Origin of the sequence: Bacillus sp. EU52, assembly GCF_037964975.1 — a bacterium.
GTDB classification, from domain to species: Bacteria; Bacillota; Bacilli; order Bacillales; family Bacillaceae; genus Bacillus; species Bacillus subtilis.
Map to the genome: position 1 here is coordinate 394,784 of NZ_CP150177.1, position 26,461 is coordinate 421,244.

A 26,461-nucleotide genomic window follows, 5' to 3' on the forward strand; every position below is an offset into this window, starting at 1 on the left:
TGAAAGGAGGAGACAGCCAATGAGCCAACTCTTCAAATCATTTGATGCGTCGGAAAAAACACAGCTCATCTGTTTTCCGTTTGCCGGCGGCTATTCGGCGTCGTTTCGCCCTCTCCATGCTTTTTTGCAGGGGGAGTGCGAGATGCTCGCTGCCGAGCCGCCGGGACACGGCACGAATCAAACGTCAGCCATTGAGGATCTCGAAGAGCTGACGGATTTGTACAAGCAAGAACTGAACCTTCGCCCTGATCGGCCGTTTGTGCTGTTCGGACACAGTATGGGCGGAATGATCACCTTCAGGCTGGCACAAAAGCTTGAGCGTGAAGGCATCTTTCCGCAGGCGGTTATCATTTCTGCAATCCAGCCGCCTCATATTCAGCGGAAGAAAGTGTCCCACCTGCCTGATGATCAGTTTCTCGATCATATTATCCAATTAGGCGGAATGCCCGCAGAGCTTGTTGAAAATAAGGAGGTCATGTCCTTTTTCCTGCCTTCTTTCCGATCAGATTACCGGGCTCTTGAACAATTTGAGCTTTACGATCTGGCCCAGATCCAGTCGCCTGTTCATGTCTTTAACGGGCTTGATGATAAAAAGTGCATACGAGATGCGGAAGGGTGGAAGAAGTGGGCAAAAGACATCACATTCCATCAATTTGACGGCGGGCACATGTTCCTGCTGTCACAAACGGAAGAAGTCGCAGAACGGATTTTTGCGATCTTGAATCAGCATCCGATCATTCAACCGTGATCAAAAGCGGACAGCTTCGGCTGTTCCGCTTTTTTTGTGTTGAATGCCAATTTCTGCATGGTATAATAGTCGAAATACTCAAATAAAGGCAGGTCGAAACATGCGCACGTCTCCCAGGATGAAATGGTTTGTATTGCTGTTTACGTTTGTTTTCGCCATCGGAATGAACTCATTCAGAAATTCCTTTCAATTTTTTATGCTGCCAATGGCAGACGCCTTCCATGCCGACAGGTCGCTGATTTCGGTTTCTGTCAGCATTTTTATGATCACAACCGGCATCGTCCAGTTTTTTGTCGGTTTTTTTATCGACCGTTTCAGTGTCAGAAAAATTATGGCGCTGGGAGCTGTTTGCATCAGCGCAAGCTTTTTGGTGCTTCCTTATTCACCGAATGTTCATGTGTTTTCCGCCATTTACGGTGTGCTTGGCGGAATCGGGTATTCCTGCGCGGTCGGCGTGACGACCCAGTATTTCATCAGCTGTTGGTTTGACACACACAAAGGTCTGGCGCTTGCTATTTTGACCAATGCCAACTCTGCGGGCCTGCTGCTTCTCTCGCCCATTTGGGCTGCGGCTCCGTATCATGCCGGCTGGCAGAGCACCTATACCATTTTGGGAATCGTCATGGCGGCTGTTCTGCTGCCGCTCCTCGTCTTTGGGATGAAGCACCCGCCACATGCGCAAGCGGAAACTGTGAAAAAATCTTATGATTGGCGAGGGTTTTGGAACGTGATGAAGCAATCCCGCCTCATTCATATCCTGTACTTCGGCGTGTTTACTTGCGGATTTACAATGGGAATTATTGATGCTCACCTCGTCCCGATACTGAAGGATGCGCATGTCTCTCATGTCAACGGAATGATGGCCGCGTTCGGGGCATTTATCATCATTGGCGGATTATTGGCGGGCTGGCTGTCAGATCTCCTCGGCAGCAGAAGCGTCATGCTATCCATCTTATTTTTCATTCGGCTGCTCAGCCTCATTTGCCTGCTCATTCCCATTCTCGGAATTCATCACAGCGACCTTTGGTACTTCGGGTTTATCCTGTTATTCGGGCTCAGTTACACAGGCGTGATCCCGCTGACCGCGGCGTCAATTTCGGAAAGCTATCAAACAGGATTGATCGGATCGCTGTTAGGCATCAATTTCTTTATCCATCAGGTTGCCGGAGCTCTCAGCGTGTATGCGGGCGGTTTGTTTTTTGACATGACTCATGGTTATTTGCTGATTGTCGCTGTGTGCATTGTGTTTGTGGGTTTATCGGCTGTAATAGAGCTGGTGCCGTTTTTCAATAAACAGAAGGCAAAAGAAACTCACCATTCAATATAAAAGGATCAGCACTGTCAATGCTGATCCTTTTTAAATTTGAGTTTTTTTGTTCCGGTATTTTTAAGGATAATCTTCTTGAATCTATTCATCTCCACTTGGGAATGAAAAAATGTTTTGGGATCGCAATATATTGGCTGCTGGATGTATTGATGCGGAAGATATTCTTATATTCGAAAACAGCTGTGATTTCATCCCAATTGAAAATGAGGTCATATTTTTTAGAACATATACGAATTCCTTCTTGGTTCAGAGTATATGTTCTTTTAGATTTCATCCGTTCGTTCTTCTTGTATGCTCTGGAAAACTTCACATATAGAAGAAGGAGAAGCAGCAGTGTAAACAGAACGGACATCACGATAATCAACATACTGTTCATAAACAAGTTAAGCGCGTCACTGCCATAAACGATACGGGGCCATCCGTTAATGAAGTTAACTGCAGCAAATATGGCGCAAAACAACAGAAAGTAAAAGCATGATATTTTTGCGATTTGATAAAAAAAGATTTCTCTTACATCCTTAAAAGCGATTTCTCCTGGAAGATTGATACTTTCACTAGCATATTGAATCATACGGTAAACCTACACCTCTAACCATGTTTTTCCTTTCAGTCTAGCATAATTTCTCATTTTTTTGCAGGCATACCAAGGCGCTTTGTTTTTTTCTCCAGATTGATATTGCTCCCCACCACGCCAATCATAATACAAACAGCCCCGGCAAGATGATACCAGGCCAGGCTTTCGTTGAGAATCAAAACTCCTGCAATCATCGTCACAATGGTAGATACATGATTAAAAGCGCTCATTTTAAACGCCTCAATTCGCGACAGCGTATAGTTAGACAGAAACGAAGTAACAAGTGAAGACAGCACGCCCAAATACACAATGGCGAGAACGAAGCCGGGCTCCCGGAACGGCAGAAAATAAGTGCCGACTGTTCCCGCCGCTCCGTGACGCACAAGGGCGATGGCGTTGAAGACGACAAAGCCGATGGCTGACATGATGTAGGTGAGCTCGGTCAGCTTGAACCGCTGCGTCATTTTTCTGGCAGCAGTATTGTACATCGCTGAAGACAAAGCGGACAATAGGATCAGCAAAGACCCTTTTAAGCTGGCTGATTCCACGTCAACGCCTTTCATCACAAAAATAAACATGACGCCGGCAACGGATAAAACCGTGAACCCCTTTTGGGTCCACGTTGGGCGTTCCTTTAAAACATAAGCGGCAAAGACCATCGTGAAAATCGGAATGGCTGCCTGAATAATTCCCGCTTCAGAGGAGGACGAGTACACAAGGCCAAATGCCTGAAAGCTGAAAAATAACGCGGGATACAGCAGGGCGAGCGGCAAAATGGCAATGACGTCCTTTACGCGGATTGATAGCTTTACCCAGCCGAATAAGATCGGTACAGTGGCCGCAGCAAACGCAATGGTGAACCGATGCGCCAAAATATCAAACGGCTCTGCTGTTTGCAGTGCGATTTTTACGAATAGAAAGGATAAACCGATAATGAACGAATATAAAATAGCCGCTATATAAGCGGGGGCTTGCTGATGTTTAACCATAATGGGAATGGCTCCTTTACCTGAATTGCAGCGCCGGTCGCTCCCTTTATTGTATGGCCGCGGTCAGAACGGTACAATGAGAAAAACAATGAACTGTACCGGTACAAAACAGGGGGAGAAGGCATGGAGAAATATATGAGTCTATTAACGAAGATAGAGGAGATGATGCAAAGCACCGCCTATCAAGAAGGAGACAGGCTTCCATCTATCCGTCAGCTGTCCGCCCGCTACCAAGTCAGCAAAAGCACAGTGATCCGCGCGCTGCAGGAGCTGGAAAAGCGCCACCTTATCTATTCTGTTCCAAAAAGCGGCTATTATATTGTGAAAAAGGCAGGGAAATCAAAAAGCGGGCAGCCTGGCCCCATCGACTTTGCCACATCTGCGCCGGACCCAGATGTGTTTCCGTATCTTGATTTTCAGCACTGCATCAACAAAGCGATTGATACATACAAAAACGATTTGTTTATTTATGGGACGCCAAAGGGGCTTCCATCACTCATCCGCGTACTCCGAAAGCTCTTGGCCACTCAACAGGTATTTGCGGATGAACGGCATATTTTCATTACATCAGGTGTCCAGCAGGCGTTATCCTTGCTTTGTGCCATGCCGTTCCCAAATGGGAAAGAGAAGATCGCCATTGAACAGCCGGGCTACCATTTGATGGTCGAACAGCTTGAGACGCTTGGGATTCCCGCCATCGGGGTGAAACGAACGGAAGAAGGGCTTGATATAGCCGAGGTTGAGCGGTTATTTCAAACAGAATCGATTAAATTTTTTTATACGATGCCCCGCTTCCATAACCCGCTTGGCTGCTCTTTGTCAGAGCGTGATAAACAGGAGCTTGTGAGACTGGCAGAAGCGTATGATGTCTACCTCGTTGAGGATGATTACCTCGGTGATCTGGAGGAAAATAAAAAGGCAGATCCGCTGTACGCATATGATCTGTCCTCACATGTCATCTATTTGAAAAGCTTCTCGAAAATGATGTTCCCCGGCCTCCGCGTGGGGGCGGCTGTTTTGCCCGAAGCGCTGACTGACACGTTCTATGCGTACAAAAAGCTGAACGACATCGACTGTTCGATGATTTCTCAAGCGGCATTGGAGATTTACCTGAAAAGCGGTATGTACGGCAGGCATAAGGAGAAAATCAGAGATTCTTATAAAGAGCGGTCGCTGAGGCTACATCAAGCCATTCGAACTCACAGGCAGCTGGGAAGCGGACGCTTTACGTTCTCCAGCGGGCAGGCACCCTGTATGCACACCCATCTAGTGCTTCCTCAGGATCTGCCCGCCTCAAGAGTGATTCATAGACTGAAAAAACAAGGGGTTCTCCTTGAGGCGATAGACCGTCATTATTTATCAGATTATCCGAAAGAAAATCTATTAAAAATCAATATTTCCAATGTGAAAACGGAAGATATTGAGCACGGTGTCAAGCTGTTGATGAGCCATTTATAAAAGCTCTTCGTACGAGACCATTGTGATATCCTCGGGGAAATCAGGGTGTGCGGCGCATACAGCCATTTTGTAGCCGGGATCGACCTCATACGTTTTGATATAGCATGGGGAATGGCTGTCCGGAAGCTCAATGGATACTTGTCCGTCCTGGTGCAGGCGCACTGAAAAAGAATCAAGCGGAAGCGATAAGCCTTTGCCTTCCTGTTTGATAAAGCTTTCTTTCATTGACCATAGATGATAAAAATAGTCTGTCTGCTCGTCCTTGTCTTTTGCTAAAAGGTCGCTGTACTCTGTTTTTGAAAAGAAGCGCTTGGCGATCTCAAGGCTGATCGGTTTCGTTTTTTCGATATCTATGCCGATCGGCTGTGAATCAAACGCACCAATGACCCAGCGGCCGGAGTGAGAAATGTTGAAATGAGCGTCGGGAAGATCAGGGATGCACGGCTTCCCGTATTCCTGTGTGCTAAAGCGGATATCGGATTTGTCCAACTGATACTGCCTGCTTATGACTGAGCGAACGAGCACATCTCCCAGCAGGGTGCGATGAGCATCTTCTTTATGATAAAATCTCCGGCATTTCTCCCGTTTTTCAGGTGATATGAAAGACATGAACCGTTCATTTTCTTCTTGTGAAAGCGGGCGGTCCATATAAATTCCGTAAATCTTCATTCTAGATCCTCCGTCTGCAAAAGATTGTCAAAACCATCCTATCATACTTCCACAAGACTCATATAGAGGAGAAAATAAAAAAACAAAGCCAAGGCGGCTTTGTTTTAGTGTACAGGCGGAGATGCTTTCACAGCGGCGGTCCGCCTTGCCACAGCATAATTCAGCAACTGGATTGACTGGGGCAATGAAAAGCGCAAAATAAGTCCTGTGAGGATGGCGGTCAAAATGGTGCCAAAACCGATCGGCCCGCCCATGCCCCATGCCGCAAACAAAATGGTTATTTCCATGCCGTTCCGCACCCATTGCACATTCCAGCCGGTTTTTTCTGTAATCAGCATCATCAGTGAATCACGCGGCCCCGCGCCAAGGCCTGCTGATACATAAACACCGACGCCGTAACCGATCAGCACCACGCCTAGAGAGAAGACGATGATCGAGCCTGTGTAGGTCGAGGGGGCAGGCAGAATGAAATTGAAAAAATCTATAAATACACCAATGAGCACCATATTCAGGAGGGCCCCAATTTTCGGCCAAGCTCTCGTAAACAATGACGTGAATCCGACGATGAGCGCTCCAATAATGATGGACCACTGGCCGACGGTAAGCCCGAAGTGCTGAAACAGGCTGTAATGAAATGCATCCCACGGACTAATGCCGAGTGCTTTTCCTTCTATCGTCAGGGATACACCAAAAGCCAAAATGATCAAACCGGCAAAATAAAATGTCCAGCGCAGAACAAGTTCTTGCTTCACGTGAGGTCCCTTCTTTCGTAAAAATCAGTCGATTGTCATTGTAGCACATCTGACAGAAGGGCGGAATAGGCGAAAGGGGCTCAACAAAAAAACAGGGCCGCCGCAGGCGCCCTGTTTCAGCGTGTTGGTAAACCCTTGCATTCGTTGTCAGGCCTGTGCTTCGGTACTCACGAATTTAACATTCGCTGTGCTCCAATGCTCGCCCTTCCTAGACTTCAAAGGTTTTCAATCACGCTGAAAATCACAAAATCCTAAAACGAATATCGTTTTAGGATTTTGTCAATAATCTGAAACAGGGCGCGGGCGCCCTGTTTTTCTTATTACAGCGGGTTCAAAATCCGGTTCAAGAACCGCTGTGTCCGTTCTTCTTTTGGTGCGGAGAAAATTTGCTCCGGCGGTCCTTGCTCCACGATAACGCCGCCGTCGATGAAGATGACTTCATCCGCAACTTCCTGCGCGAACTTGATTTCGTGGGTCACGACGACCATGGTCCAGCCTTCATTGGCCAAGTCCTTGATAACCTTCAGCACCTCTCCGACAAGCTCGGGATCAAGCGCTGAGGTCGGTTCGTCAAACAGCATGAGCTCAGGCTGAATCGCCAGTGCGCGGGCAATGCCGACGCGCTGCTGCTGTCCGCCGGAAAGCTGGAACGGATATAAATCCATTTTGTCCTTCAATCCGACTTTATCAAGAAGCTGAATCGCTTCTTTTCTGACTTCCTCTTTGTTCCGTTTTTGCACCTGAACAGGGCCCTCCATCACATTTTCGAGGGCTGTGCGGTGCGGGAACAGGTGATACGCCTGAAACACCATTCCGGATTTTCGGCGAAGCTTTAGGATATCCGCCTGTTTCACCTTTTTGGAGAAATCGATGGAGAAATCATCAAATGCAAGCTCTCCGCGATTCGGGATCTCCAGAGCGTTCAGGCAGCGGAGCAGCGTCGTTTTCCCTGAACCTGAAGGCCCAAGTATGGCGATGACTTTTCCTTTTTCAATCTTCATATCTATCTTTTTTAAAATTTCATTTTCACCGAATGATTTGTTTAATCCTTTAACGGTAAGCATACTCGGAACCTCCTTATTTGGCCACGTAGCGGTCAAGACGCCGTTCGATGACATGCTGGACGAGTGAGAGCAGGAAGCAGATAATCCAATAAATAAAGGCTGCTTCAATATAGATCACTAAAATTTGATCAAGATTCCGCGCGCCGATTTCCTGGGCTTTTCTGAACAGCTCAGCGACCAGAATTTGAGAGGCGAGGGATGTATCTTTAATCAGGCTGATAAAGGTATTGGATAATGGCGGGATTGACACACGAAACGCCTGCGGCAAAATGACGCGGAACAGCGTTTTTTGATGTGTCATGCCAATTGTGTAGCCGGCTTCCCATTGCCCTTTCGGCACGGATAAAATAGATGCCCGGATGATTTCAGATGCATAGGCGCCGACGTTTAATGAAAAGGCGATAACTGCGCTTGGAAATGGATCTAATGTGACGTTAAAGGCCGGGAACAGATAGAAAATGATGAACAATTGAACGAGAAGAGGAGTGCCGCGTATTGCGGATACGTATACGCTGAACACCCATCTCAAAGGTCTCACTTTCGACATTCTGGCAAGCGCCGTAATCAGCGCCAGGATCATTCCGAATATAAAGGAAAGAATCGTAAGGGGAATCGTATAGTAGATTCCCCCTGAAAGTATCGGCCAGAATGACTGCTGCACCAGATCCCACGGGATCGCCGTGCCAAGCGTCAATGCCGGCAGATTATTTAGAAACATCTTCGCCGAACCATTTTTTAGAAATTTTAGAAAGAGTCCCGTCCTCTTTCATTTCTTTTAATGCTTTGTTGACTTGATCAACAACCTCGCCGCTTCCTTTACGGAACGTGAAATATGTTGACTGAGGCTCACCTGTTTCAAACGCGATTTTCACGTTTTTATTGCCAGATGTTTTTAAGTAGTTCAATACGGCAAGCTTATCGTTGTATGTCATATCGACGCGGCCTTGCTGGATCATTTGAAGGGCCTGCGCCATGCCTTCAACGCCTTCTACTTTAGCGCCGGCATTTGTAGCTAATTTGTTGTAGTTGCTTGTCAGTGATTGAGCTGACATTTTTCCTTTTACATCTGCTTCAGACTTAATATCGTTGTTGTCTTTTTTCGTTACGACAACGGCTCTCGATGTTGTGTATTTATCTGAGAAATCATATTTGTCTTCACGATCTGTTTTTCCGACTTGGTTGGCAACAACGTCAAACCGTTTGGAATTCAGGCCGGCAAACATACTGTCCCACTGTGTTTCCTTAAAGTCGACTTTAAGCCCGAGGCGTTTTGCGACTTCTGTGATAACTTCGACATCATAGCCAGTCAATTTATCAGTGTCTTTGTCGTGGTAAGTGAACGGCTCATATGTACCTTCCGTTCCGACTGTGAGCACACCTTTTTTCTTAATTGAAGCCCAAAGATCGCCATCTTTGGCATTATCTTTTGACTGATTGTCATTTCCTGCTCCGCAAGCTGCAAGGGCTGCAATACTTACGACCATGAATAAAGCCAATAATGCTTTTTTCATCTTATTCCCCACTTTTCTGGTTGATTTTATTGAAATAAAAAAATAGCTTACAAATCTAAAGGATAACTTTTTTTTAGTATGAGTCAAGTAATTGGTTTTCATAAGGCAAAATCTTTTAAAATAAATCCAAAAATTGCTGTGCCGGTTTAGGCAAATAACTGTCCGTTCTCCACATGACAGCCGGTGTCATAATGAAGGGATTATTTTCGATATGGACGGTGTGAACGTGATTTCTCATATGAACGGGAATCATTGTGACGGGCAAAATAGACGCGCCGAATCCGGATGACACGAGGCTGAGCAAAGTTGCAGAGTCGTGGCATTCACAAACAATGCGCGGCTCCAGGTTCAAACGATGAAATTCATTCATGACCTGATTATAGACGCCTTTTCCGTTGACAGGCCGCAGCAGTATCAGCGGAAATGAAGGAATGTCCTCCATCTTAATGGTGTCTCCGCACGGATATCCGGCTTCATCTGAAAGCACGAGCACACATGGAATGTCATCAAGCTGTTTGAATTGTACTGTGTCACTTTTGATCAGTGTTGTCGTGACCGCCGCATCGATTTGCCGGCTTTCCAGCAGTTCCAACAGTGTTGCGGGTTCATTTTCCCAAATATTAAAGGTGAGATGGGGGTATCTCTCTTTGATCTGTGTTACTTTTTCAAGCATCAGAGCCGCGCAATAAATCGTTGATCCCACGGCAAGTGTGCCGGCTACTTCCTCCTTCAGCTCCTGTACCTCAATGACTGCATCTTCAAACCTATGCAGAATCTCTTTTGCTCTTTTTAGAAAAACAGCTCCTTCATATGTAAGAGTCATTTGTTTTTTCTTGTTCCGGTCAAACAGGACAACACCAAGTTCGTCCTCCAGCTGTTTGAGCTGCCTGCTTAAAGGCGGCTGCGCCATGTGAAGCTTTTTGGCTGCGGACGTAATTTTCTGTTCTTGGGCAATGGTAATGAAGTATCGAAGCTGGCGAATATCCAAAAGAAAGCGCCTCCTTATCATACTTTTTAGGTATTAAATATAGATTTAATAGATATTTTTCATATGGATATATCAGGAGTATGATTGAAATGAAAACAGAATTCAAGCGTAAAGGAGGGGGCAAAGTGAAACTCGTTGTCGGAATGACAGGGGCAACAGGGGCCATTTTCGGTGTCAGGCTGCTGCAGTGGCTGAAGGCCGCCGGAGTGGAAACCCATCTCGTTGTGTCTCCTTGGGCAAACGTCACGATCAAACACGAAACAGGCTATACCTTACAAGAAGTAGAACAACTGGCCACATACACTTACTCACATAAGGATCAGGCGGCAGCCATTTCAAGCGGGTCGTTTGATACCGATGGAATGATTGTTGCGCCGTGCAGCATGAAATCTCTCGCAAGCATTCGCACCGGCATGGCGGATAATCTGCTGACACGTGCGGCGGATGTCATGCTCAAGGAGAGAAAAAAACTCGTCCTCTTAACGAGAGAGACGCCTTTGAACCAAATACATCTCGAAAATATGCTAGCGCTTACGAAAATGGGCACCATCATTCTTCCTCCGATGCCGGCATTTTATAATCAGCCGAGCAGCTTAGAGGAAATGGTTGACCATATTGTATTCAGAACGTTGGACCAATTCGGCATTCGGCTTCCTGAAGCGAAGCGCTGGAATGGGATTGAAAAACAAAAAGGAGGAGCTTGATCATGGCTTATCAAGATTTCAGAGAATTTCTCGCTGCCCTTGAAAAAGAAGGACAGCTGCTTACAGTGAATGAAGAGGTAAAGCCGGAACCGGATTTAGGGGCCGCCGCACGGGCAGCCAGCAATCTTGGCGATAAAAGCCCCGCGCTCTTATTTAACAACATTTACGGCTATCATAACGCACGAATTGCGATGAATGTCATCGGCTCTTGGCCAAACCATGCCATGATGCTGGGCATGCCGAAAGACACACCGGTAAAAGAACAGTTTTTTGAATTCGCAAAGCGTTATGACCAATTTCCGATGCCGGTCAAACGTGAGGAAACAGCGCCATTTCATGAAAATGAAATCACAGAAGATATCAATTTGTTCGATATACTGCCTCTTTTCAGAATAAACCAAGGAGACGGAGGCTACTATCTAGACAAAGCATGTGTCATTTCCCGTGATCTTGAAGACCCTGACAACTTCGGCAAACAAAATGTCGGCATTTACAGAATGCAGGTCAAAGGAAAAGACCGTCTCGGCATTCAGCCTGTCCCGCAGCACGATATTGCAATCCATCTGCGCCAAGCTGAAGAACGCGGCATCAATCTTCCGGTCACCATTGCGCTCGGCTGTGAGCCGGTCATTACAACGGCGGCATCGACTCCGCTTCTCTATGATCAATCAGAATACGAAATGGCAGGCGCGATTCAAGGCGAACCATATCGCATCGTCAAATCAAAGCTGTCTGATCTTGATGTTCCGTGGGGTGCTGAAGTGGTGCTTGAAGGTGAGATTATTGCCGGAGAGCGCGAATATGAAGGGCCGTTCGGTGAATTCACAGGCCATTATTCCGGCGGACGCAGCATGCCGATTATCAAAATTAAACGCGTCTATCACAGAAACAATCCGATCTTTGAACATTTATACTTAGGCATGCCTTGGACAGAATGCGATTACATGATCGGCATTAACACATGCGTGCCGCTTTATCAGCAGTTAAAAGAAGCGTACCCGAACGAAATTGTGGCAGTGAACGCCATGTACACACATGGTTTAATCGCGATTGTTTCCACAAAAACCCGCTATGGCGGATTTGCGAAAGCGGTCGGCATGCGCGCACTCACAACGCCGCACGGACTCGGCTACTGCAAAATGGTCATTGTCGTTGATGAGGATGTCGATCCATTCAACCTTCCGCAGGTCATGTGGGCGCTTTCGACCAAAATGCATCCGAAACACGATGCGGTCATCATTCCGGACTTATCTGTCCTGCCGCTTGATCCGGGATCCAATCCATCAGGAATCACTCACAAAATGATTCTTGACGCCACTACACCGGTTGCGCCGGAAACAAGAGGCCATTATTCACAGCCGCTTGATTCTCCGCTAACAACGAAAGAATGGGAACAAAAACTAATGGACTTAATGAATAAATAAGGAAAGGATGTTCGAAATGCATACATGTCCTCGATGCGACTCAAAAAAGGGAGAAGTCATGAGCAAATCGCCTGTAGAAGGCGCATGGGAAGTTTATCAGTGCCAAACATGCTTTTTTACATGGAGATCCTGTGAGCCGGAAAGCATTACAAATCCCAAAAAATACAATCCAGCGTTTAAAATTGATCCAAAGGAAACAGAAACAGCAATTGAAGTTCCGGCGGTGCCGGAACGAAAGGCTTGATCGGCGTGAACAGTATGTCAGACCGTCTCTTTGAGCTGCTTGACGGGAGATGCCTGAATGAGAAGCAGCATGAGGCCTTCGTTCTGCAAACAGTATCAGAGGATGGCTGGCCGCATGCCGCTATGATCAGTGCGGGTGAAATTATCGCGCTGAGCCGAACTGATATCCGAATCGCTCTGTGGAAAAACACAATGACTTCGGCCAACATCCTTCGCACAGGAAAAGCACAGTTCACGGCGTGGTGGAAGGGAGCGGCCTATTATGTAAAGCTTGAATGCGCGCCTTTACCGCCTTTGAAAGATGCCGAATATGATAGAGACCGTTTTTCCTGCCGCATCGTTTCAGTGAAGGAGGACGTTGCGAAATACGCTGATTTGACTTCAGGTGTCCGTATACAGCTTCACAGCCCTGAAGAGGTGCTGGGCAGATGGGAAAAGACCCTGGAAGATTTAAAACGGTAATAGCGATAGCCTGACGCCATGCGTCAGGCTTTTTTTATATAATGAAAACAAAAGGGGGCGTGAGAAATGGAACGTGCGGGGATCTGTCACTCGGACGGCTTTGATTTAGCTTATCGAATTGAGGGCGAGGGCGCACCCATCCTTGTGATCGGGAGTGCGGTTTACTATCCGCGCCTTTTTTCCTCAGATATCAAACAGAAATATCAATGGGTCTTTGTCGACCATAGGGGATTTGCTAAGCCTAAGCGGGAGCTTTGTGCGGAGGATTCGGGGCTTGATGCCGTCTTGGCCGATATCGAAAGGATGAGAACATTTCTTCAGCTTGAGGATGTTACTATCCTGGGACATTCCGGGCACGCTTTTATGGCTTTAGAGTATGCCAGGACATATCCCAAACAAGTTCGGAAGGTGGCGCTCTTCAATACTGCGCCTGATAACAGTGAAGAAAGACAGCGAAAAAGCGAATCATTTTTCATGGAAACAGCCAGTCTTGAGAGAAAGAAACGCTTTGAAAAAGACATCGAGAATTTGCCGCAGGACATCGACAAAGATCCTGAAAGGCGCTTCGTGCACATGTGTATTCGTGCTGAAGCGAAAAGCTTTTATCAAGAGCGGCCGCATGCTGCTGCCTTATGGGACGGTGTATTCACGAATATGCCGATCATGGATGAATTATGGGGCAAAACATTTGCCCGGCTTGATCTTATTCAGCGGTTAGCTGATGTTCGTATGCCGGTGTATATCGGATTAGGGAGATATGATTATTTGGTTGCGCCTGTTGCGCTATGGGATGCTGTCGACGGTTTATATCCCCATGTGGATAAGGTTATTTTTGAAAAGAGCGGCCATCAGCCGATGCTGGAAGAACCGGAAGCCTTTGATCAAAGCTTCAGCAAATGGCTGGATCAATAAAAAAAACAGCCCGCAGATCAAAATCCGCGGGCTGTTTCTGATTATAAGACCCCTTTCATCGCGCGTTTGATAACCGGCGAGAGCAGCAGGAGAATGCCGCCAAGAACGATAGAAATCAAACCGATGGTGCCGAAGTACATTGTTTCAGGAATTTTATCAAACAATCCGGCTACTTGGGCATTGATCGCTTGGGCTGCTGCGTTCGTCAGAAACCACATACTCATTGTCTGTGCAGAGAAGGCAGCTGGTGCCAGTTTCGTTGTCACGGATAAACCGACTGGAGACAGGCACAGCTCTCCAAGCACGACAAGCAGGAAGCTGAGAACGAGCCAAAGCGGGCTTACGAGTGCTTCTTTTCCTTGCATAGCAGGGAATACCATAATGATAAATGACAATCCGGCTAAAATAATTCCGATTGAGAATTTAACTGGTGTAGACGGCTGACGTTTGCCAAGCTTCATCCAGAGCCATGCGAATATTGGCGCAAAAATGACAACAAACAATGGATTTAATGATTGGAACCATGATGACTGAAGTTCGAATCCGCCCAATGAAAGTCTTATGCGTTCATCAGCGTATACCGCAAGAATGGTCGCTCCCTGTTCCTGAATGGCCCAGAACATGACAGCACCGATAAACAAAGGAACGTAAGCGGCAAGACGGGATTTTTCTGTTTTGTCCGCTTTTTTGCTTGTAAACATGATGATGAAATAAATCACAGGAATCAAAATACCGAGAATACTTACAAGGTCAATGAAACGTTTGATCGTCAGCACGCCTGTTTGTACAGAGATCATCACTGCGATCGCCACGATGATAACACCGATGCCGGTGCCAATCGCAGATTTTTTAGACAGCGGATTCGGCACATTGGAACCTGCAAGCCCGAGGTTTTTCTTTCTTGTCAAAGCAAAAACGATAAGTCCGAGAAGCATTCCGACCGCGGCAGCTCCGAAGCCGAGATGATAGTTGTACTTCTGTCCGAGTGTTCCGACAATTAACGGCGCAAGTAAACCACCGAGGTTAATCCCCATGTAGAAAATACTGAAACCTGAGTCGCGGCGCGGGTCTTCTTTCGTGTAAAGATCCCCAACCACGCTTGAAACGTTTGGTTTTAATAAGCCTGTTCCGACAATAATAAGCACCATGCTGATATAGAATGCGATCGCGCTGCCCGGATAGGCGAGTGCAATGTGGCCGAACATAATGAATATGCCGCCGTAAAACACGGTGTTTGCGGTACCGAATACCCGGTCAGCGAGCCATCCGCCAATAATGGTGGACATGTATACGAGTGATCCGTAAATCGACATAATGGCAACCGCAGTGCCCTTGTCAAAGCCGAGCCCTCCGTTTACCGTCTCTGTATACAAATAGTAAAGTAAGATTGCTCTCATTCCATAGTAAGAGAAACGCTCCCAAAATTCGGTGAAAAATAGTGTAAATAGTCCTCGCGGGTGACCAAAGAACCCTTTTTGCGGGACGCTTTTAATGATACTTTCGTTATCAATCGAAGCCATGTCAGCCAAACCCTTTCTAAAAAAAGTGTATTATAAAAATCATATTCTTATATAATACTTGTGTCAATATAATTTATACTCATTTCAAATAGTTCCATATTGGAAAAATTATAAATACCTAAAAATAGTGATTTCCTCCTAATTTTTATACTCTTTATCGTGAGATTTTCTTACACAACTATTCCTTTATATTTTTTTAATAAAATTTTAGAGAAATGTACAAGCAGATCGGGCCTTTGTGAGTAACATGATAGTAATCATAGAGAAGGAGGCTCGCAATTGGCTGAATTCATATTAAATGCAGCGGATTTCGGTGTTCCTGGAGATGGTAAAACGGATTCGACAGAACGGATTAATCAGTGCCTCAGTACAGCTGTATCGAAAGGCTATCATACTGTCTGGTTTCCAAAGGGAACATATTTAATAGACGCAACGCTTGGCGGAGATCTTAATCAGAGGTTTCGAAACGCGGGGATCATTGTTCCCGGCAACCTTGAGATTATGATGGACCCCGAATGTATCATGAAAGTGATCCCGAATAGTTCGTGGGGTTATTCCGCATTTTATGTGGGCAAGCAAGAGAATATAACCATTTCCGGGGGACAAATTATCGGCGAACGGGATGAGCATACGTATGCCTCGGCAGGGATAAGGTCAACCCATGAATGGGGCTTTGGCATATGTATTGAAGGATGCTCGAATGTTGTCATTGATGATGTGAAAATTTCTGATTTTACCGGCGATGGGATCATAGTCAGCCCAAGGGGATTAAAGACCAATCAAGATTATCGAACGTCAGAGCAAATTATCATCCGCCGCTGTGAGGTTCGGCGGTCGAGGAGAAATAACATTTCCATTACCGGATGTGACATGGTCACGGTGGAGGAATGCTTGATTGAAGATGCCGGAACGGGGAATGGAACAGCGCCGAAATTCGGAATTGACATTGAAGGATATGGCGAAGGTGATGTTGATTATGAGGAACCGATTAATGTATCAATTCGCAATAACCACTTTGTTGGAAACGTTTCAAGTTCTGTGACCAATTTTAACGGGTATGGCATTTTAATAGAAGGAAATCACTCTGACAATACAATCAGCTACGGATATGGGACGCAAACAGTGATCAAGGGCAATATTCTGAGACGCCCTGAAGACGCGGCGGCTGCGCCAAGAGTCGGGATAACCGGACTCGGTGTATCACAAGGAAAAGAGACCAGTGATGCAGTGATCGCTGGCAACCTCATTACCGGATTTTCAACTGGAATTGATGTCAGAGGAAAGAGCGTTCTTGTGACGAACAACAAAATCAGCAACTTTGAAAACACAGGGATATTGGTTTATCAGTCTTCCGATGTAAAGGTAGACGGAAACCAAATTCAAAACGGACTGTCTGAAACAAGGCGCAGCATCGGTCTTCGCGCAGTGCTGTCAGATGACATCGCTTTTCTGAATAACTGTCTCATTCAAGTCGTTGACGGTGTGAACGTTTCCGGCGGAAATATGATCATTAAAGATAATCTCCTGAGAAAATTCAGCCGGGGCATTTGGATTGCTCAAGGGAACGCGGTGATTGAAGGGAATACACTGAATCCTGACGCGTTTGAAGCAGTGCCGGAATCATATTCTGTTTCCGTCACAAACAATGCCGGCGCCATCATCAAAAACAATACATTTAAAGAGTTCAAAAATTACCCCATTTATTGCTCCACAAGTGCAAAAACCTCAATTATCGGCAACCACTTAGAGAGATCTCCGCTTTTGGTCACCATCTATATCAGCGCCGGTGTGCATGAGATTTTTGATAATACCATTTCAGTCAACAGAACAGCCGGGAATCCGATTGTGATTTATGTCAATGGCTCGGCAGGCTCTATCATCTCAGGAAACACCATCAATAACCTCTCCGCGGGCACTGCGACAGCTATTCAAACAAACACCTCAACCAATTCCAAAATCATCGGCAACCGCATTTTTAAAGGGACAATCAACAAACACAGCAGTGATACAATAGACGGCAATTTTATTGTCTAAAAAAAGCGCCCCCTCTAGGGGTTCTTTTTTTTCGATTTATAGATCACGTACATTTCTCTCACAAGTACTAACACAAAAAATAAAATCACGACCCATTCCGCAAATGTTGTCATCTTAAAGCTGGACATATTGTTATAAACGGCTTTTGTTAAACTGAACCCTTGAAGCATGTCCATCAATACAGAAATAGCTAATAAACAAATTAATATGACTCCGGTCACGCCCAATATCTTCATGCTTCATCATCCTCCGCTTTTAGTGTCTATCGTTGGCGGAGAAGTTATACCGCATCTAACCCTAATGCATAATCTCAATTTTAAAAGGAAGAATATGAGAAAACGACAAGGAAAGGTATTTGTGTATGCCTTTATTTTCTAAGCGAAAGAACAATACCGATTCAAAAGACAAGCAGAATACAGACGAAAGGAATCAGGAACAGCAGCAAGAAAAAGAAAGGCCGGTTCTCATTTCTCCAAGTTTGGCAAAGAATATAGCGGAAACGAAAAAGGAAGTCGGAAGCAGCTCTGACGTCATCATTCGCGAGATTAAAATCGGGGAGCAAGATCATGTCCACCTAGCTGTTATCTATATTGCTGGGCTGGTCGATAATAACACGATCCATGAGTCGTTAATTGACCCATTGGTACAGGATGAGTCTATCCAGAATACTCATGCGATCCAGCAAATTCTTGAAAAAACGCTCCCGCTGGGCGGGGTGAAAGCGGAAAAGAGCTGGGACAAGCTTTTTTCCGAGTTAATGCTCGGCAATGCGCTCATTTTTGCTGATGGCCATGATGAAGCTTTGATTTGCAGCACTCAAGGGGGAGAGCAGCGCTCCATCCAAGAGCCGAGCACCCAGGTGTCATTCCGCGGCCCGCGCCAAGGGTTTACAGAGTCTCTGCAAACCAATATTTCCATGATCCGGCGATACATTAAAAATCCGAATTTATGGGTTGAAAAAATGAAAAAAGGTTCTGTTACGAATACGGATATCGCTCTCATGTACATTCAAGGAATATGCGATGAAAAGGTGCTGAAGGAAGTGAAACAGCGCCTGGAAAAAATAGATATTGACAGTATTTTGGAATCTGGATATATTGAGCAGCTGATTGAAGATGAAACATTTACGACGTTTCCGACTATGTATCATACAGAACGCCCTGATGTTGTAGCGGGTAATCTGTTAGAAGGAAGATTCGCGATTATTGTCGACGGAACACCGTTTGTGCTTATTGCCCCGGCCTTATTTGTCCAGTTTTTTCAGTCTGTTGAGGATTATTATTCGCGTTTTGACATTGCGACAAGCATAAGAATTCTTCGTGTTTTAGTCTTTTTCATTTCGCTTGTGGCTCCGGCTGTATACGTGGCAGCCACGACGTTTCATCAAGAAATGATACCGACTCAGCTGTTAGTGGTCATTGCGGCCCAGCGGGAAATTGTCCCGTTTCCGGCTGTTGTGGAGGCGTTGACGATGGAGGTTGCTTTTGAGATTCTGAGGGAAGCGGGAGTCAGGCTGCCCCGGGTTGTCGGCTCGGCAGTGTCAATCGTAGGCGCGCTCGTAATCGGCCAGGCTGCCGTACAGGCTGGTATCGTCTCTCCGGCAATGGTGATTATCGTGGCACTCACCGCGATTGCGAGCTTCGCAACACCGGCGTTTGCAATGGCGATTTCAGCCCGGCTTATTCGGTTTATCTTTATTATTGCCTCAGCTGTTATGGGTTTTTACGGGCTGATTTTAGGGATCATTATGATGTTTGTCCACTTATGCAGTCTTCGTTCATTCGGCGTTCCATATATGTCGCCGCTTGCACCTTTTTCTTCACAAGGCGTAAAGGACGCGCTTTTCCGGGTTCCGTGGTGGGCCGATGAAAAAAGGCCGGAATCGGTCAGCAAGGAAGATAAGGTGCGGCAGGGGAAAGATCAACGCCCAGAGCCGGCCGCTTCACGAGGAATGGTGAACAAAGATTTGGAAGAAGGGGATCAGAATGGTACGTAAATGTCTATTAGCCGTTCTCATGCTTTTGAGCGTCATTGTGCTGCCCGGCTGCTGGGATAAGCGGGAGCTGACGGATCTTGCGATTATCTCGGCGATTGGCATCGATCGGACAAACGACAGCAACTACGTGCTGCATCTTCAAATTATCAATCCAGGAAATGTTGCCGGCGGCCTTCAGGGAGGCGGTGCTGGAGACAGGCCGCCTGTATCTGTCTATTCGATTGAAGGTAACAATATAACGGAAGCACTCAGAAAAGCCTCCATGAAGGTATCACGGCGGCTTTATTTTGCCCATACCAATCTAGTCGTGATCAATGAAAAGCTGGCAAAAGAAGAAGGTTTGGATTTTGTATTAGATAATCTTGACCGGGACACAGAATTCAGGACAACAGCAACATTCGTCGTTGCCCATAAAACAAAAGCAGAAAATATTGTGAAAATCTTGACGCCGATTGATAAAATTCCGTCAAATAAAGTCAATAAAACACTCGATTTCACGGAGGCACAATACGGGCGGGTGGTCAAAATCAATATTCAGGACGTTTTGAAAACACTTGCCGCCAACACTATGGCACCGGTCATCCCCGGATATATGATGATCGGTGACGATAAAAAAGGAGTCAGCATGGAAAACACGCAGGCGACTGACCCGAAAGCCATTCTTCAGGCAGATGGTTTGGCGGTTTTTGATAAGGCAGGATATTTAAAGTATTGGCTGGAAGATGATGAAAGCGTGGGGGCAGTCTGGCTTATGAATAAGATCCAGCATACGTTTATTAATGCTGACTGGGGCAAGACGAAGGATGCGGTCAGCTTGCAGGTTACCCATCAAGACACAAAGCTGGTACCGAAAATGCGGAACGGACGTCCGTACATCCATGTGAAAGTGTCGGTTGAAGGTATTATAGATGCTGTCAAATACCCTTTCCAATTGTCTGATCCCAAGGTGCTGGCCGCTATTGAAAAAGCGCTCAACAAAGAGCTTGAAAAGGAAATCAGCCATACTGTGAAAAAGATTAAGAAGAATAAAATAGATTTTATCGGTTTTGGTGACACGATATATAGAAAGTATCCGGAGCAGTGGGAGAAAATGAAGGACACTTGGGACAAAGAATATTTGCCGGAACTGCCCATCGATGTGAAGGCCGAGACGTATATCAGAAGGACGGGATTGCGAAACAATCCGATCAAACACCAGTTTAAAGATGATTAGGTCTGAAGAAAGGGGAAGTGACAGATGGAAAAAGCCAGAATAAGCATAAGGCAGCTGTTTGTCATGATTATCATTTTTGAACTGGGCAGCTCCTTATTGATTACACCGGGATCAATGGCGGGCAGGGATGCTTGGATAGCAGTTTTATTAGGCTGTGCGATCGGACTGTTTCTTTTCTATTTGTATCAAGGCATTTATCAATGTTATCCGAATTCTTCTCCGAAAGAATATATGGATGATATGCTGGGAACCAAGCTGAGCTGGCTGTTTTCATTTCTCTATATCTTGTACTTTGCCTATATTGCCGCAAGGGTGCTGCGTGACTTTGGAGAAATGCTGCTGACGTTTGCTTATCATGATACACCTATCATTATTGTAAATGCTTTATTAATGGTAGTAAGCATATATGCCGTAAGAAAAGGAATTGAAGTACTCGCACGCGCGGCCGAACTTCTTTTCGGGGCCATGTATTTACTGGGCGCGATCGGCCTTGTGCTGATTATTGTCTCAGGGACTATAGACCCGCACAATTTAAAGCCGGTTTTGGCAAACGGCATTTCTCCTGTCCTTCACTCTGTTTTCACACAGACCATGTACGTTCCATTTGGTGAAGTTGTTTTATTTGTGATGATTTTCCCTAACCTGAATGACAGAAAAGATGTGAAAAAAATGGGGATGATCGCCATGGCTATTAGCGGATTGGTTGTGGCGCTCACCGTGGCGATTAATATCAGCGTGCTTGATGTTGATCTTACACTCAGATCCCAGTTTCCGCTTTTAAGCACGATCCAGACAATCAAGGTCGAAGAATTTTTAGACCGACTCGATGTCTTTTTTATGCTGGCGCTGATCATCGGGGGCTTCTTTAAGGTCAGCCTCTACTTATATGCCACTGTGGTTGGGACATCTACGCTCTTTAAGGAAAAGAATCCCTCTCAATTGGCTTATCCGATGGGATTGGGCATCTTAATCCTTTCTATAACGATCGCGACTAACTTTTCGGAGCACTTGAATGAAGGCCTGAATGTGGTGCCGCTGTATATTCATTTGCCTTTTCAATTATTGTTTCCGCTCTTTCTGTTTATTGTGGCTGTTTGGAAAAAGAAACGAAGAGAGAAGTCAAAAGGGGCGGAAGCAAAAAAATGATAAAAAGAGCGGGGGGATGCAGCCGCCGCTCTTTTTATGTTCACTTCTATATAAAAGGGGGATATAGGGTGCGCCCCTGTCTGCACTGGCAGAGGCGCGTTTTGTTATACGACTGCGACGTTTTCCTTCACAGTAAAACTTCCTCTTGAAAGTCTGATATTGATGTCTGACACTTTTGCAATTTGTTCATCGTGCGTCACCATAATGACGCATTTATCTTCCTTGTGCGCCAGATCCTGAAAGAGCCGTACGATCTCTTTTGATGTGTCCTCATCAAGGTTTCCGGTCGGTTCATCGGCTACGATAAGATCCGTGTCACAGCAGAAAGCCCTTGTAATTGATACCCGCTGCTGCTGTCCGCCGCTCAGTGTGAGCACTTTTTGCCGGGCTTGTTTTTCGTTGATGCCAACCTTCTGCAGCATGTCAAGCGCATATGATTCTTTGTTCTTTTCTTTAGAACCTGTGATTTCCATAGCGGTTGTGACGTTCTGCAAAGCCGTCATATACGGGAGCAGGTTGTACGCCTGAAAGACGATTGATACATATTGATTTCTGAAATTGGTTAAGCCGATTTTAGAAACCGCTTTTCCGCCGTAAAGGATGTTTCCTTCTTTTGGTGCGTCAAGTCCGCCTGCCAGAGACAGGAAAGTGGTTTTCCCCGTCCCTGATGTGCCGACGATTGTGTAGAATTTGCCTTTTTGAAAGCTGATGTTAATATCCTGAAACAATGGCTGGCTTTTGTCTTTATACCAGTAGCCGACTTGCTGAAATTCTAATAAGCTCATAGGTTCCGCCTCTTTCTATTCTTGTTTTGTCAATATCGTTTTCGGATGAAGCCGCAGTACTGAAATTGACGGCAGCAATGTTGCAATGATTGCGATTAGGATGCCGATCCCGCCAAGAATAAGCATGTCGTTCATAGAAACCGCGACGTTCAGTGAATCGATAACGTCCACGTTTGATGAACTATGGCCGAACATTCTGCTGCCCATGCCGCCACCGCCGCCGGGCATTTGTCCGCTTGCGGTTTGCGTTGAATCGGTTGATGAACTGATCTGCTGGGATAAAAGCTGATTTCCAAGCTGATTCGCGACGAGATTTCCCGTCACAGATGCAAGGCCGATAGCGATAACGGCCACAATCAGAATCTCAGTCAAGAACTGTCCAATCAATTTCCATCGTTTTTCACCGATGGCCATTAACACGCCCATTTCGTATTTGCGCTCCCTGATTGACATCATGACAATCAGGCCAAGGATGACGGCGCCTGCCACTGATACAAGATACACCACGTTTTTAGAGAAAGAAGCTACATTTTCAATCGGTCCGACCATTTGCTGGTAAAGCTGATCGTTTGTATTCAGTGTGTACGTATCGAAGTCAATTGATGTTTTCTTCGCTGCTTTTACGAAAGCATCCATATTTTTCGCGTCGTCCATATAGTAAACAGCTGAGTCAATCGTATTTTTATAGTCGTCGCCTTTCAGCGCCGCTGTTGCTGTGTAAGGCGTATAAAGCTTGTTATAAGGATTTAAGAAAGAGAAATTTTGGGCTTGGTCATCACCAGAAGATGTTGTTTTATAAATACCGACGATCTTCAGTTTTACTGTTGTATCCTCATCCGTTGCTGATTCAATTGTGATCGAATCGCCAACGCTTAAATCATTTTCTTCCGCTAATGTTTCGTTGATCACTGTTACTTTTTTGCCGACATCTGATTTTGTAATCGCGCGTCCGTCTGTGATTTTTGAATCTCCGTCAGAGAAATCATCGACTAACGCTGTGCTGATGACACCTTCAATAGAAAGATCAGCTTGAACCATTTGCGGTCCGCCTTGTCCTCCGCCTTGACTGTTTTTAGCGTTTGAGCTTGAACTGCTGGAGCTGGAATCACTTGAACTAGAGCTTTCAATCGCATCAAAGTTTCCCGCGTTGGCTGAAGCTGATGTGGTGTAATTGTAGCTCTTCACATGATCAAGCGCTGCAAGCTTATTCGCATCAGACACTTTGATCGGTGTGGATTCGAAGCTGCGCTTTTCACCGCTGTCCTGCTGTTTTTCCATTTGCTTTTGGCGGTCAACCTGAAGTGTCACGCTTCCGCCGAGTTCCTGTCTGGCCAGTTCGCTTGACTTTTGTGCTGCCGACTGGATGGTGAGGCCTGATAGAACAAAGACACATATGACTGTAAACACAAATAATTGCAATAACGTTTTTCCCTTTTTAGCCTTCATATTCCAAAAGGCCCGTTTGATAAAGTTCATTTATGTTCCTCCGTATAGGTATTTTTATTGATAAGACCACCTCTGGGGCGCGTCCCCTTGCTGATAAATTAATAGTAGTCCAAAGGTATGAAAAAAATATGAACAATCTATTTCTAGTTGATGAAATAAAAACTAACAATTGTGAAACGCAAAACCTTCTGTTTAAAATGGTGCTATTATATAAAAAAGCATCAAAACAACCGGAGGATATAATGAAAATATTAATGATAGAAGATAATGTTAGTGTATGTACGATGACGGAGATGTTCTTTTTTAAAGAAGGTTTTGAAGCGGAATTCGTTCATGACGGGTTAGAAGGGTACCAGCGTTTTACGGAAGAAAATTGGGATCTGATCATTTTGGATATCATGCTTCCATCTATGGACGGCGTGACCATCTGCAGAAAAATAAGAGAGACAAGCACGGTGCCGATTATCATGCTGACTGCCAAAGACACTGAATCAGATCAGGTCATCGGGTTTGAGATGGGGGCGGACGATTATGTCACAAAGCCGTTCAGCCCGCTGACATTGGTTGCCCGCATCAAAGCCGTCATCAGAAGATACAAGGCGACAGGCAAAGCGGTTATTGATGAAGATATGATCGAATCAGAATGCTTTACCATTAATAAGAAGACGAGAGAAGTATTATTAAACGGAGAGCCTGTAGAAAATCTCACGCCGAAGGAATTCGATCTGCTTTATTACCTTGTCCAAAATCCGCGGCAGGTGTTCTCCAGAGAACAGCTGCTCGAGCAGGTATGGGGCTATCAGTTTTATGGAGATGAACGAACGGTTGACGTTCATATCAAACGGCTGCGTAAAAAGCTTGCCAGCGAGGACAAGCCTTTCCTGTATACTGTGTGGGGAGTAGGGTATAAATTTGATGAAGATTAAATATTTATATCAGCTGCTGCTAAGCCATATCAGCATTTTGATTTTAGCGTTTGTCATTATCATTTCTCTGTTTTCCCACTTTGTGAAGGAATTTGCCTATCAGAACAAAGTAGAGGAATTGACGTCATATGCGGTGCAGATTGCAAATGAATTCCAATCCGGCCAGGTGGACATGCGCAGGCTCTATCCTTATCAGGACATTTTAAGCACAAGAAAGACGCAGTTTATCATCTTTAATGAAGAGCAGCAGCCTTATTTTCTTCCTGAAGGCTTTCATCACCCACCAAGGGAACAGCTGAAGAAGTCAGAATGGAATAAGCTAAAAAAAGGGCAGACTGTCATGATCAGGGCAGATGGCCGTTTTGATGATGAAGTGTCACTTGTGGCGCAGCCTATATTTGTTCAGAACGAATTTAAAGGCGCTGTTCTGCTGATTTCTCCGATCAGCGGTGTTGAACAGATGGTCAATCAGGTCAACCTCTATATGTTTTACGCTGTGATCAGCACGCTTGTGATTACGATTCTCGTGAGCTGGCTTCTGTCCAAATTCCATGTCAAACGGATTCAAAAGCTGAGAGAAGCGACAGATAAAGTGGCTTCCGGCGATTATGACATCCATTTGGAAAACAGCTACGGGGACGAAATCGGCGTACTGGCGTCTGACTTTAATATCATGGCGAAAAAACTAAAGCAGTCAAGGGATGAAATCGATCGCCTTGAGAAGCGGAGAAGGCAGTTTATCGCTGACGTGTCACATGAATTAAAAACACCGCTGACGACGATCAACGGTTTGGTTGAAGGGCTGAACAGCCATACGATTCCTGAGGATAAGAAGGATAAATGCTTCTCGCTGATCAGTGAGGAAACGAAGCGCATGCTGCGGCTCGTAAAAGAAAATCTGGATTATGAAAAAATCAGATCCCAGCAAATTACCTTGAACAAGCTAGACGTTCCTCTGATCGAGGTGTTTGAAATCGTGAAAGAGCACTTGCAGCAGCAGGCGGAAGAAAAACAAAACAAGCTGATGATCCAGGTAGAGGATCACGTCATCGTACATGCCGATTATGACCGGTTCATTCAAATTCTCGTCAACATTACGAAAAACAGCATCCAATTTACGAAAAACGGTGACATTTGGCTGCGCGGAATGGAAGGTTATAAAGAGACGATTATTGAAATTGAAGACACGGGTATCGGCATTCCAAAAGAGGATATTGAGCATATTTGGGAACGGTTCTATAAAGCAGATATTTCAAGAACGAATACGGCATACGGTGAATACGGACTCGGTCTCTCGATCGTCAAGCAGCTTGTTGAAATGCACCAGGGCACAGTAGAAATCAAGAGTGAAGAAGGGAAAGGCACAAAGTTCATCATCCGCCTTCCTTTAACGGCAAAACAGCAATAGCATACAGGGCGGCGGCATCATCTGATGGAGCCGCCTTTTTTGCACACCGCTTCGGTTTATTGCGTGCTCCCGAAAACAAAGATTGCGTGTTTTTCGGGTTGGGACGGCCTATAAACATGATAAAATATGACATAAACAGTTTTTGATGGGAGAGGGTGAAGG

General features: G+C 45.6%; 25 protein-coding genes and 1 pseudogene. 14 read left to right on the forward strand and 12 right to left on the reverse strand.

The window, feature by feature from the left end; genetic code table 11:
• Positions 1 to 19: 19 nt before the first annotated feature.
• On the forward strand, positions 20 to 748 hold the full coding sequence (srfAD, locus tag NSU05_RS02010) for a surfactin biosynthesis thioesterase SrfAD (protein ID WP_003234568.1): 729 nt from the start codon (positions 20 to 22) through the stop codon (positions 746 to 748).
• A 100-nt stretch (positions 749 to 848) separates the two neighbouring features.
• A complete protein-coding gene (locus tag NSU05_RS02015; protein ID WP_038428347.1) occupies positions 849 to 2,075 on the forward strand; it encodes an MFS transporter in 1,227 nt (408 codons plus the stop codon).
• A 14-nt stretch (positions 2,076 to 2,089) separates the two neighbouring features.
• Here NSU05_RS02015 and NSU05_RS02020 read toward each other — a convergent pair.
• Positions 2,090 to 2,646: pseudogene (locus tag NSU05_RS02020) on the reverse strand (YcxB family protein).
• Positions 2,647 to 2,699: 53 nt separating this feature from the next.
• Complete coding sequence (locus NSU05_RS02025; RefSeq protein WP_038428348.1) at positions 2,700 to 3,638, reverse strand: DMT family transporter; 939 nt, start codon at positions 3,636 to 3,638, stop codon at positions 2,700 to 2,702.
• Between the two features lie 123 nt (positions 3,639 to 3,761).
• Here NSU05_RS02025 and NSU05_RS02030 point away from each other — a divergent pair, with 123 nt between their 5' ends.
• Entirely contained in the window at positions 3,762 to 5,096 is a 1,335-nt protein-coding gene (locus tag NSU05_RS02030) for a PLP-dependent aminotransferase family protein (protein WP_038428349.1), read from the forward strand.
• Here the strand turns inward: NSU05_RS02030 and NSU05_RS02035 are convergent.
• The 6 genes from NSU05_RS02035 to bsdA form a co-directional block, all read right to left on the reverse strand.
• Positions 5,091 to 5,765, reverse strand: a complete 675-nt coding sequence (locus NSU05_RS02035) for a 4'-phosphopantetheinyl transferase (RefSeq protein WP_032726545.1) — start codon at positions 5,763 to 5,765, stop codon at positions 5,091 to 5,093. The genes NSU05_RS02030 and NSU05_RS02035 overlap by 6 nt on opposite strands.
• Before the next feature lie 104 nt (positions 5,766 to 5,869).
• Complete coding sequence (locus NSU05_RS02040) at positions 5,870 to 6,517, reverse strand: YitT family protein (RefSeq protein WP_014475783.1); 648 nt, start codon at positions 6,515 to 6,517, stop codon at positions 5,870 to 5,872.
• Positions 6,518 to 6,837: 320 nt separating this feature from the next.
• Entirely contained in the window at positions 6,838 to 7,581 is a 744-nt protein-coding gene (tcyC, locus tag NSU05_RS02045; RefSeq protein WP_003246629.1) for a cystine ABC transporter ATP-binding protein TcyC, read from the reverse strand.
• Positions 7,582 to 7,594: 13 nt separating this feature from the next.
• The gene (gene tcyB, locus NSU05_RS02050; RefSeq protein WP_003234541.1) at positions 7,595 to 8,299 is read right to left on the reverse strand and encodes a cystine ABC transporter permease TcyB; all 705 of its coding nucleotides are present in this window, start codon (positions 8,297 to 8,299) and stop codon (positions 7,595 to 7,597) included.
• A complete protein-coding gene (gene tcyA, locus NSU05_RS02055) occupies positions 8,286 to 9,092 on the reverse strand; it encodes a cystine ABC transporter substrate-binding lipoprotein TcyA (RefSeq protein WP_038428350.1) in 807 nt (268 codons plus the stop codon). Before tcyA ends, tcyB begins: the two co-directional genes overlap by 14 nt.
• Positions 9,093 to 9,207: 115 nt before the next feature.
• Entirely contained in the window at positions 9,208 to 10,080 is an 873-nt protein-coding gene (gene bsdA, locus NSU05_RS02060; RefSeq protein WP_003234533.1) for a transcriptional regulator BsdA, read from the reverse strand.
• 89 nt (positions 10,081 to 10,169) lie between these two features.
• On the opposite strand from bsdA, the gene NSU05_RS02065 reads away from it, so the two are divergent.
• From NSU05_RS02065 to NSU05_RS02085, 5 genes are all read left to right on the forward strand, one after another.
• Entirely contained in the window at positions 10,170 to 10,784 is a 615-nt protein-coding gene (locus NSU05_RS02065; RefSeq protein ID WP_052124591.1) for a non-oxidative hydroxyarylic acid decarboxylases subunit B, read from the forward strand.
• Positions 10,785 to 10,786: 2 nt separating this feature from the next.
• Positions 10,787 to 12,208, forward strand: a complete 1,422-nt coding sequence (bsdC, locus tag NSU05_RS02070; protein ID WP_003234529.1) for a phenolic acid decarboxylase BsdC — start codon at positions 10,787 to 10,789, stop codon at positions 12,206 to 12,208.
• A gap of 16 nt (positions 12,209 to 12,224) precedes the next feature.
• Positions 12,225 to 12,452: a phenolic acid decarboxylase subunit BsdD gene (gene bsdD, locus NSU05_RS02075; protein ID WP_024571634.1), complete on the forward strand. Its 228-nt coding sequence runs from the start codon at positions 12,225 to 12,227 to the stop codon at positions 12,450 to 12,452.
• Positions 12,449 to 12,913, forward strand: coding sequence for a pyridoxamine 5'-phosphate oxidase family protein (locus NSU05_RS02080; RefSeq protein WP_015715237.1), 465 nt, complete (start codon positions 12,449 to 12,451; stop codon positions 12,911 to 12,913). The genes bsdD and NSU05_RS02080 overlap by 4 nt, the downstream gene beginning before the upstream one ends.
• 66 nt (positions 12,914 to 12,979) lie before the next feature.
• Positions 12,980 to 13,825, forward strand: a complete 846-nt coding sequence (locus NSU05_RS02085) for an alpha/beta hydrolase (protein ID WP_038428351.1) — start codon at positions 12,980 to 12,982, stop codon at positions 13,823 to 13,825.
• Between the two features lie 41 nt (positions 13,826 to 13,866).
• Here the strand turns inward: NSU05_RS02085 and NSU05_RS02090 are convergent, their stop codons facing one another.
• The gene (locus tag NSU05_RS02090) at positions 13,867 to 15,345 is read right to left on the reverse strand and encodes a peptide MFS transporter (protein ID WP_015252830.1); all 1,479 of its coding nucleotides are present in this window, start codon (positions 15,343 to 15,345) and stop codon (positions 13,867 to 13,869) included.
• Positions 15,346 to 15,624: 279 nt separating this feature from the next.
• Here NSU05_RS02090 and NSU05_RS02095 point away from each other — a divergent pair, with 279 nt between their 5' ends.
• Complete coding sequence (locus NSU05_RS02095) at positions 15,625 to 17,379, forward strand: right-handed parallel beta-helix repeat-containing protein (RefSeq protein ID WP_015252829.1); 1,755 nt, start codon at positions 15,625 to 15,627, stop codon at positions 17,377 to 17,379.
• Between the two features lie 14 nt (positions 17,380 to 17,393).
• Here NSU05_RS02095 and NSU05_RS02100 read toward each other — a convergent pair whose 3' ends face one another.
• Positions 17,394 to 17,615: a hypothetical protein gene (locus NSU05_RS02100; protein ID WP_015252828.1), complete on the reverse strand. Its 222-nt coding sequence runs from the start codon at positions 17,613 to 17,615 to the stop codon at positions 17,394 to 17,396.
• Between the two features lie 125 nt (positions 17,616 to 17,740).
• Between NSU05_RS02100 and gerKA the strand changes: the two genes are divergently transcribed.
• The 3 genes from gerKA to gerKB are packed head-to-tail and all read left to right on the forward strand — an operon-like array spanning position 17,741 to position 21,734.
• A complete protein-coding gene (gerKA, locus tag NSU05_RS02105; RefSeq protein WP_003234515.1) occupies positions 17,741 to 19,375 on the forward strand; it encodes a spore germination protein GerKA in 1,635 nt (544 codons plus the stop codon).
• On the forward strand, positions 19,365 to 20,588 hold the full coding sequence (gene gerKC / locus NSU05_RS02110) for a spore germination protein GerKC (RefSeq protein ID WP_003246578.1): 1,224 nt from the start codon (positions 19,365 to 19,367) through the stop codon (positions 20,586 to 20,588). Before gerKA ends, gerKC begins: the two co-directional genes overlap by 11 nt.
• Before the next feature lie 24 nt (positions 20,589 to 20,612).
• A complete protein-coding gene (gene gerKB / locus NSU05_RS02115) occupies positions 20,613 to 21,734 on the forward strand; it encodes a spore germination protein GerKB (protein ID WP_038428352.1) in 1,122 nt (373 codons plus the stop codon).
• Between the two features lie 104 nt (positions 21,735 to 21,838).
• Here gerKB and NSU05_RS02120 read toward each other — a convergent pair whose 3' ends face one another.
• On the reverse strand, positions 21,839 to 22,519 hold the full coding sequence (locus NSU05_RS02120) for an ABC transporter ATP-binding protein (protein ID WP_038428353.1): 681 nt from the start codon (positions 22,517 to 22,519) through the stop codon (positions 21,839 to 21,841).
• Between the two features lie 15 nt (positions 22,520 to 22,534).
• Positions 22,535 to 23,995 carry an ABC transporter permease gene (locus tag NSU05_RS02125; protein ID WP_038428354.1) on the reverse strand — a complete coding sequence of 487 codons (1,461 nt, stop codon included), beginning with the start codon at positions 23,993 to 23,995 and terminating at the stop codon, positions 22,535 to 22,537.
• A gap of 212 nt (positions 23,996 to 24,207) precedes the next feature.
• Here NSU05_RS02125 and yclJ point away from each other — a divergent pair, with 212 nt between their 5' ends.
• Both yclJ and yclK read left to right on the forward strand, forming a co-directional pair.
• Positions 24,208 to 24,891 carry a two-component system response regulator YclJ gene (gene yclJ, locus NSU05_RS02130; RefSeq protein WP_015482792.1) on the forward strand — a complete coding sequence of 228 codons (684 nt, stop codon included), beginning with the start codon at positions 24,208 to 24,210 and terminating at the stop codon, positions 24,889 to 24,891.
• The gene (yclK, locus tag NSU05_RS02135; RefSeq protein WP_339204406.1) at positions 24,878 to 26,299 is read left to right on the forward strand and encodes a two-component system sensor histidine kinase YclK; all 1,422 of its coding nucleotides are present in this window, start codon (positions 24,878 to 24,880) and stop codon (positions 26,297 to 26,299) included. The genes yclJ and yclK overlap by 14 nt, the downstream gene beginning before the upstream one ends.
• Positions 26,300 to 26,461 lie beyond the last annotated feature (162 nt).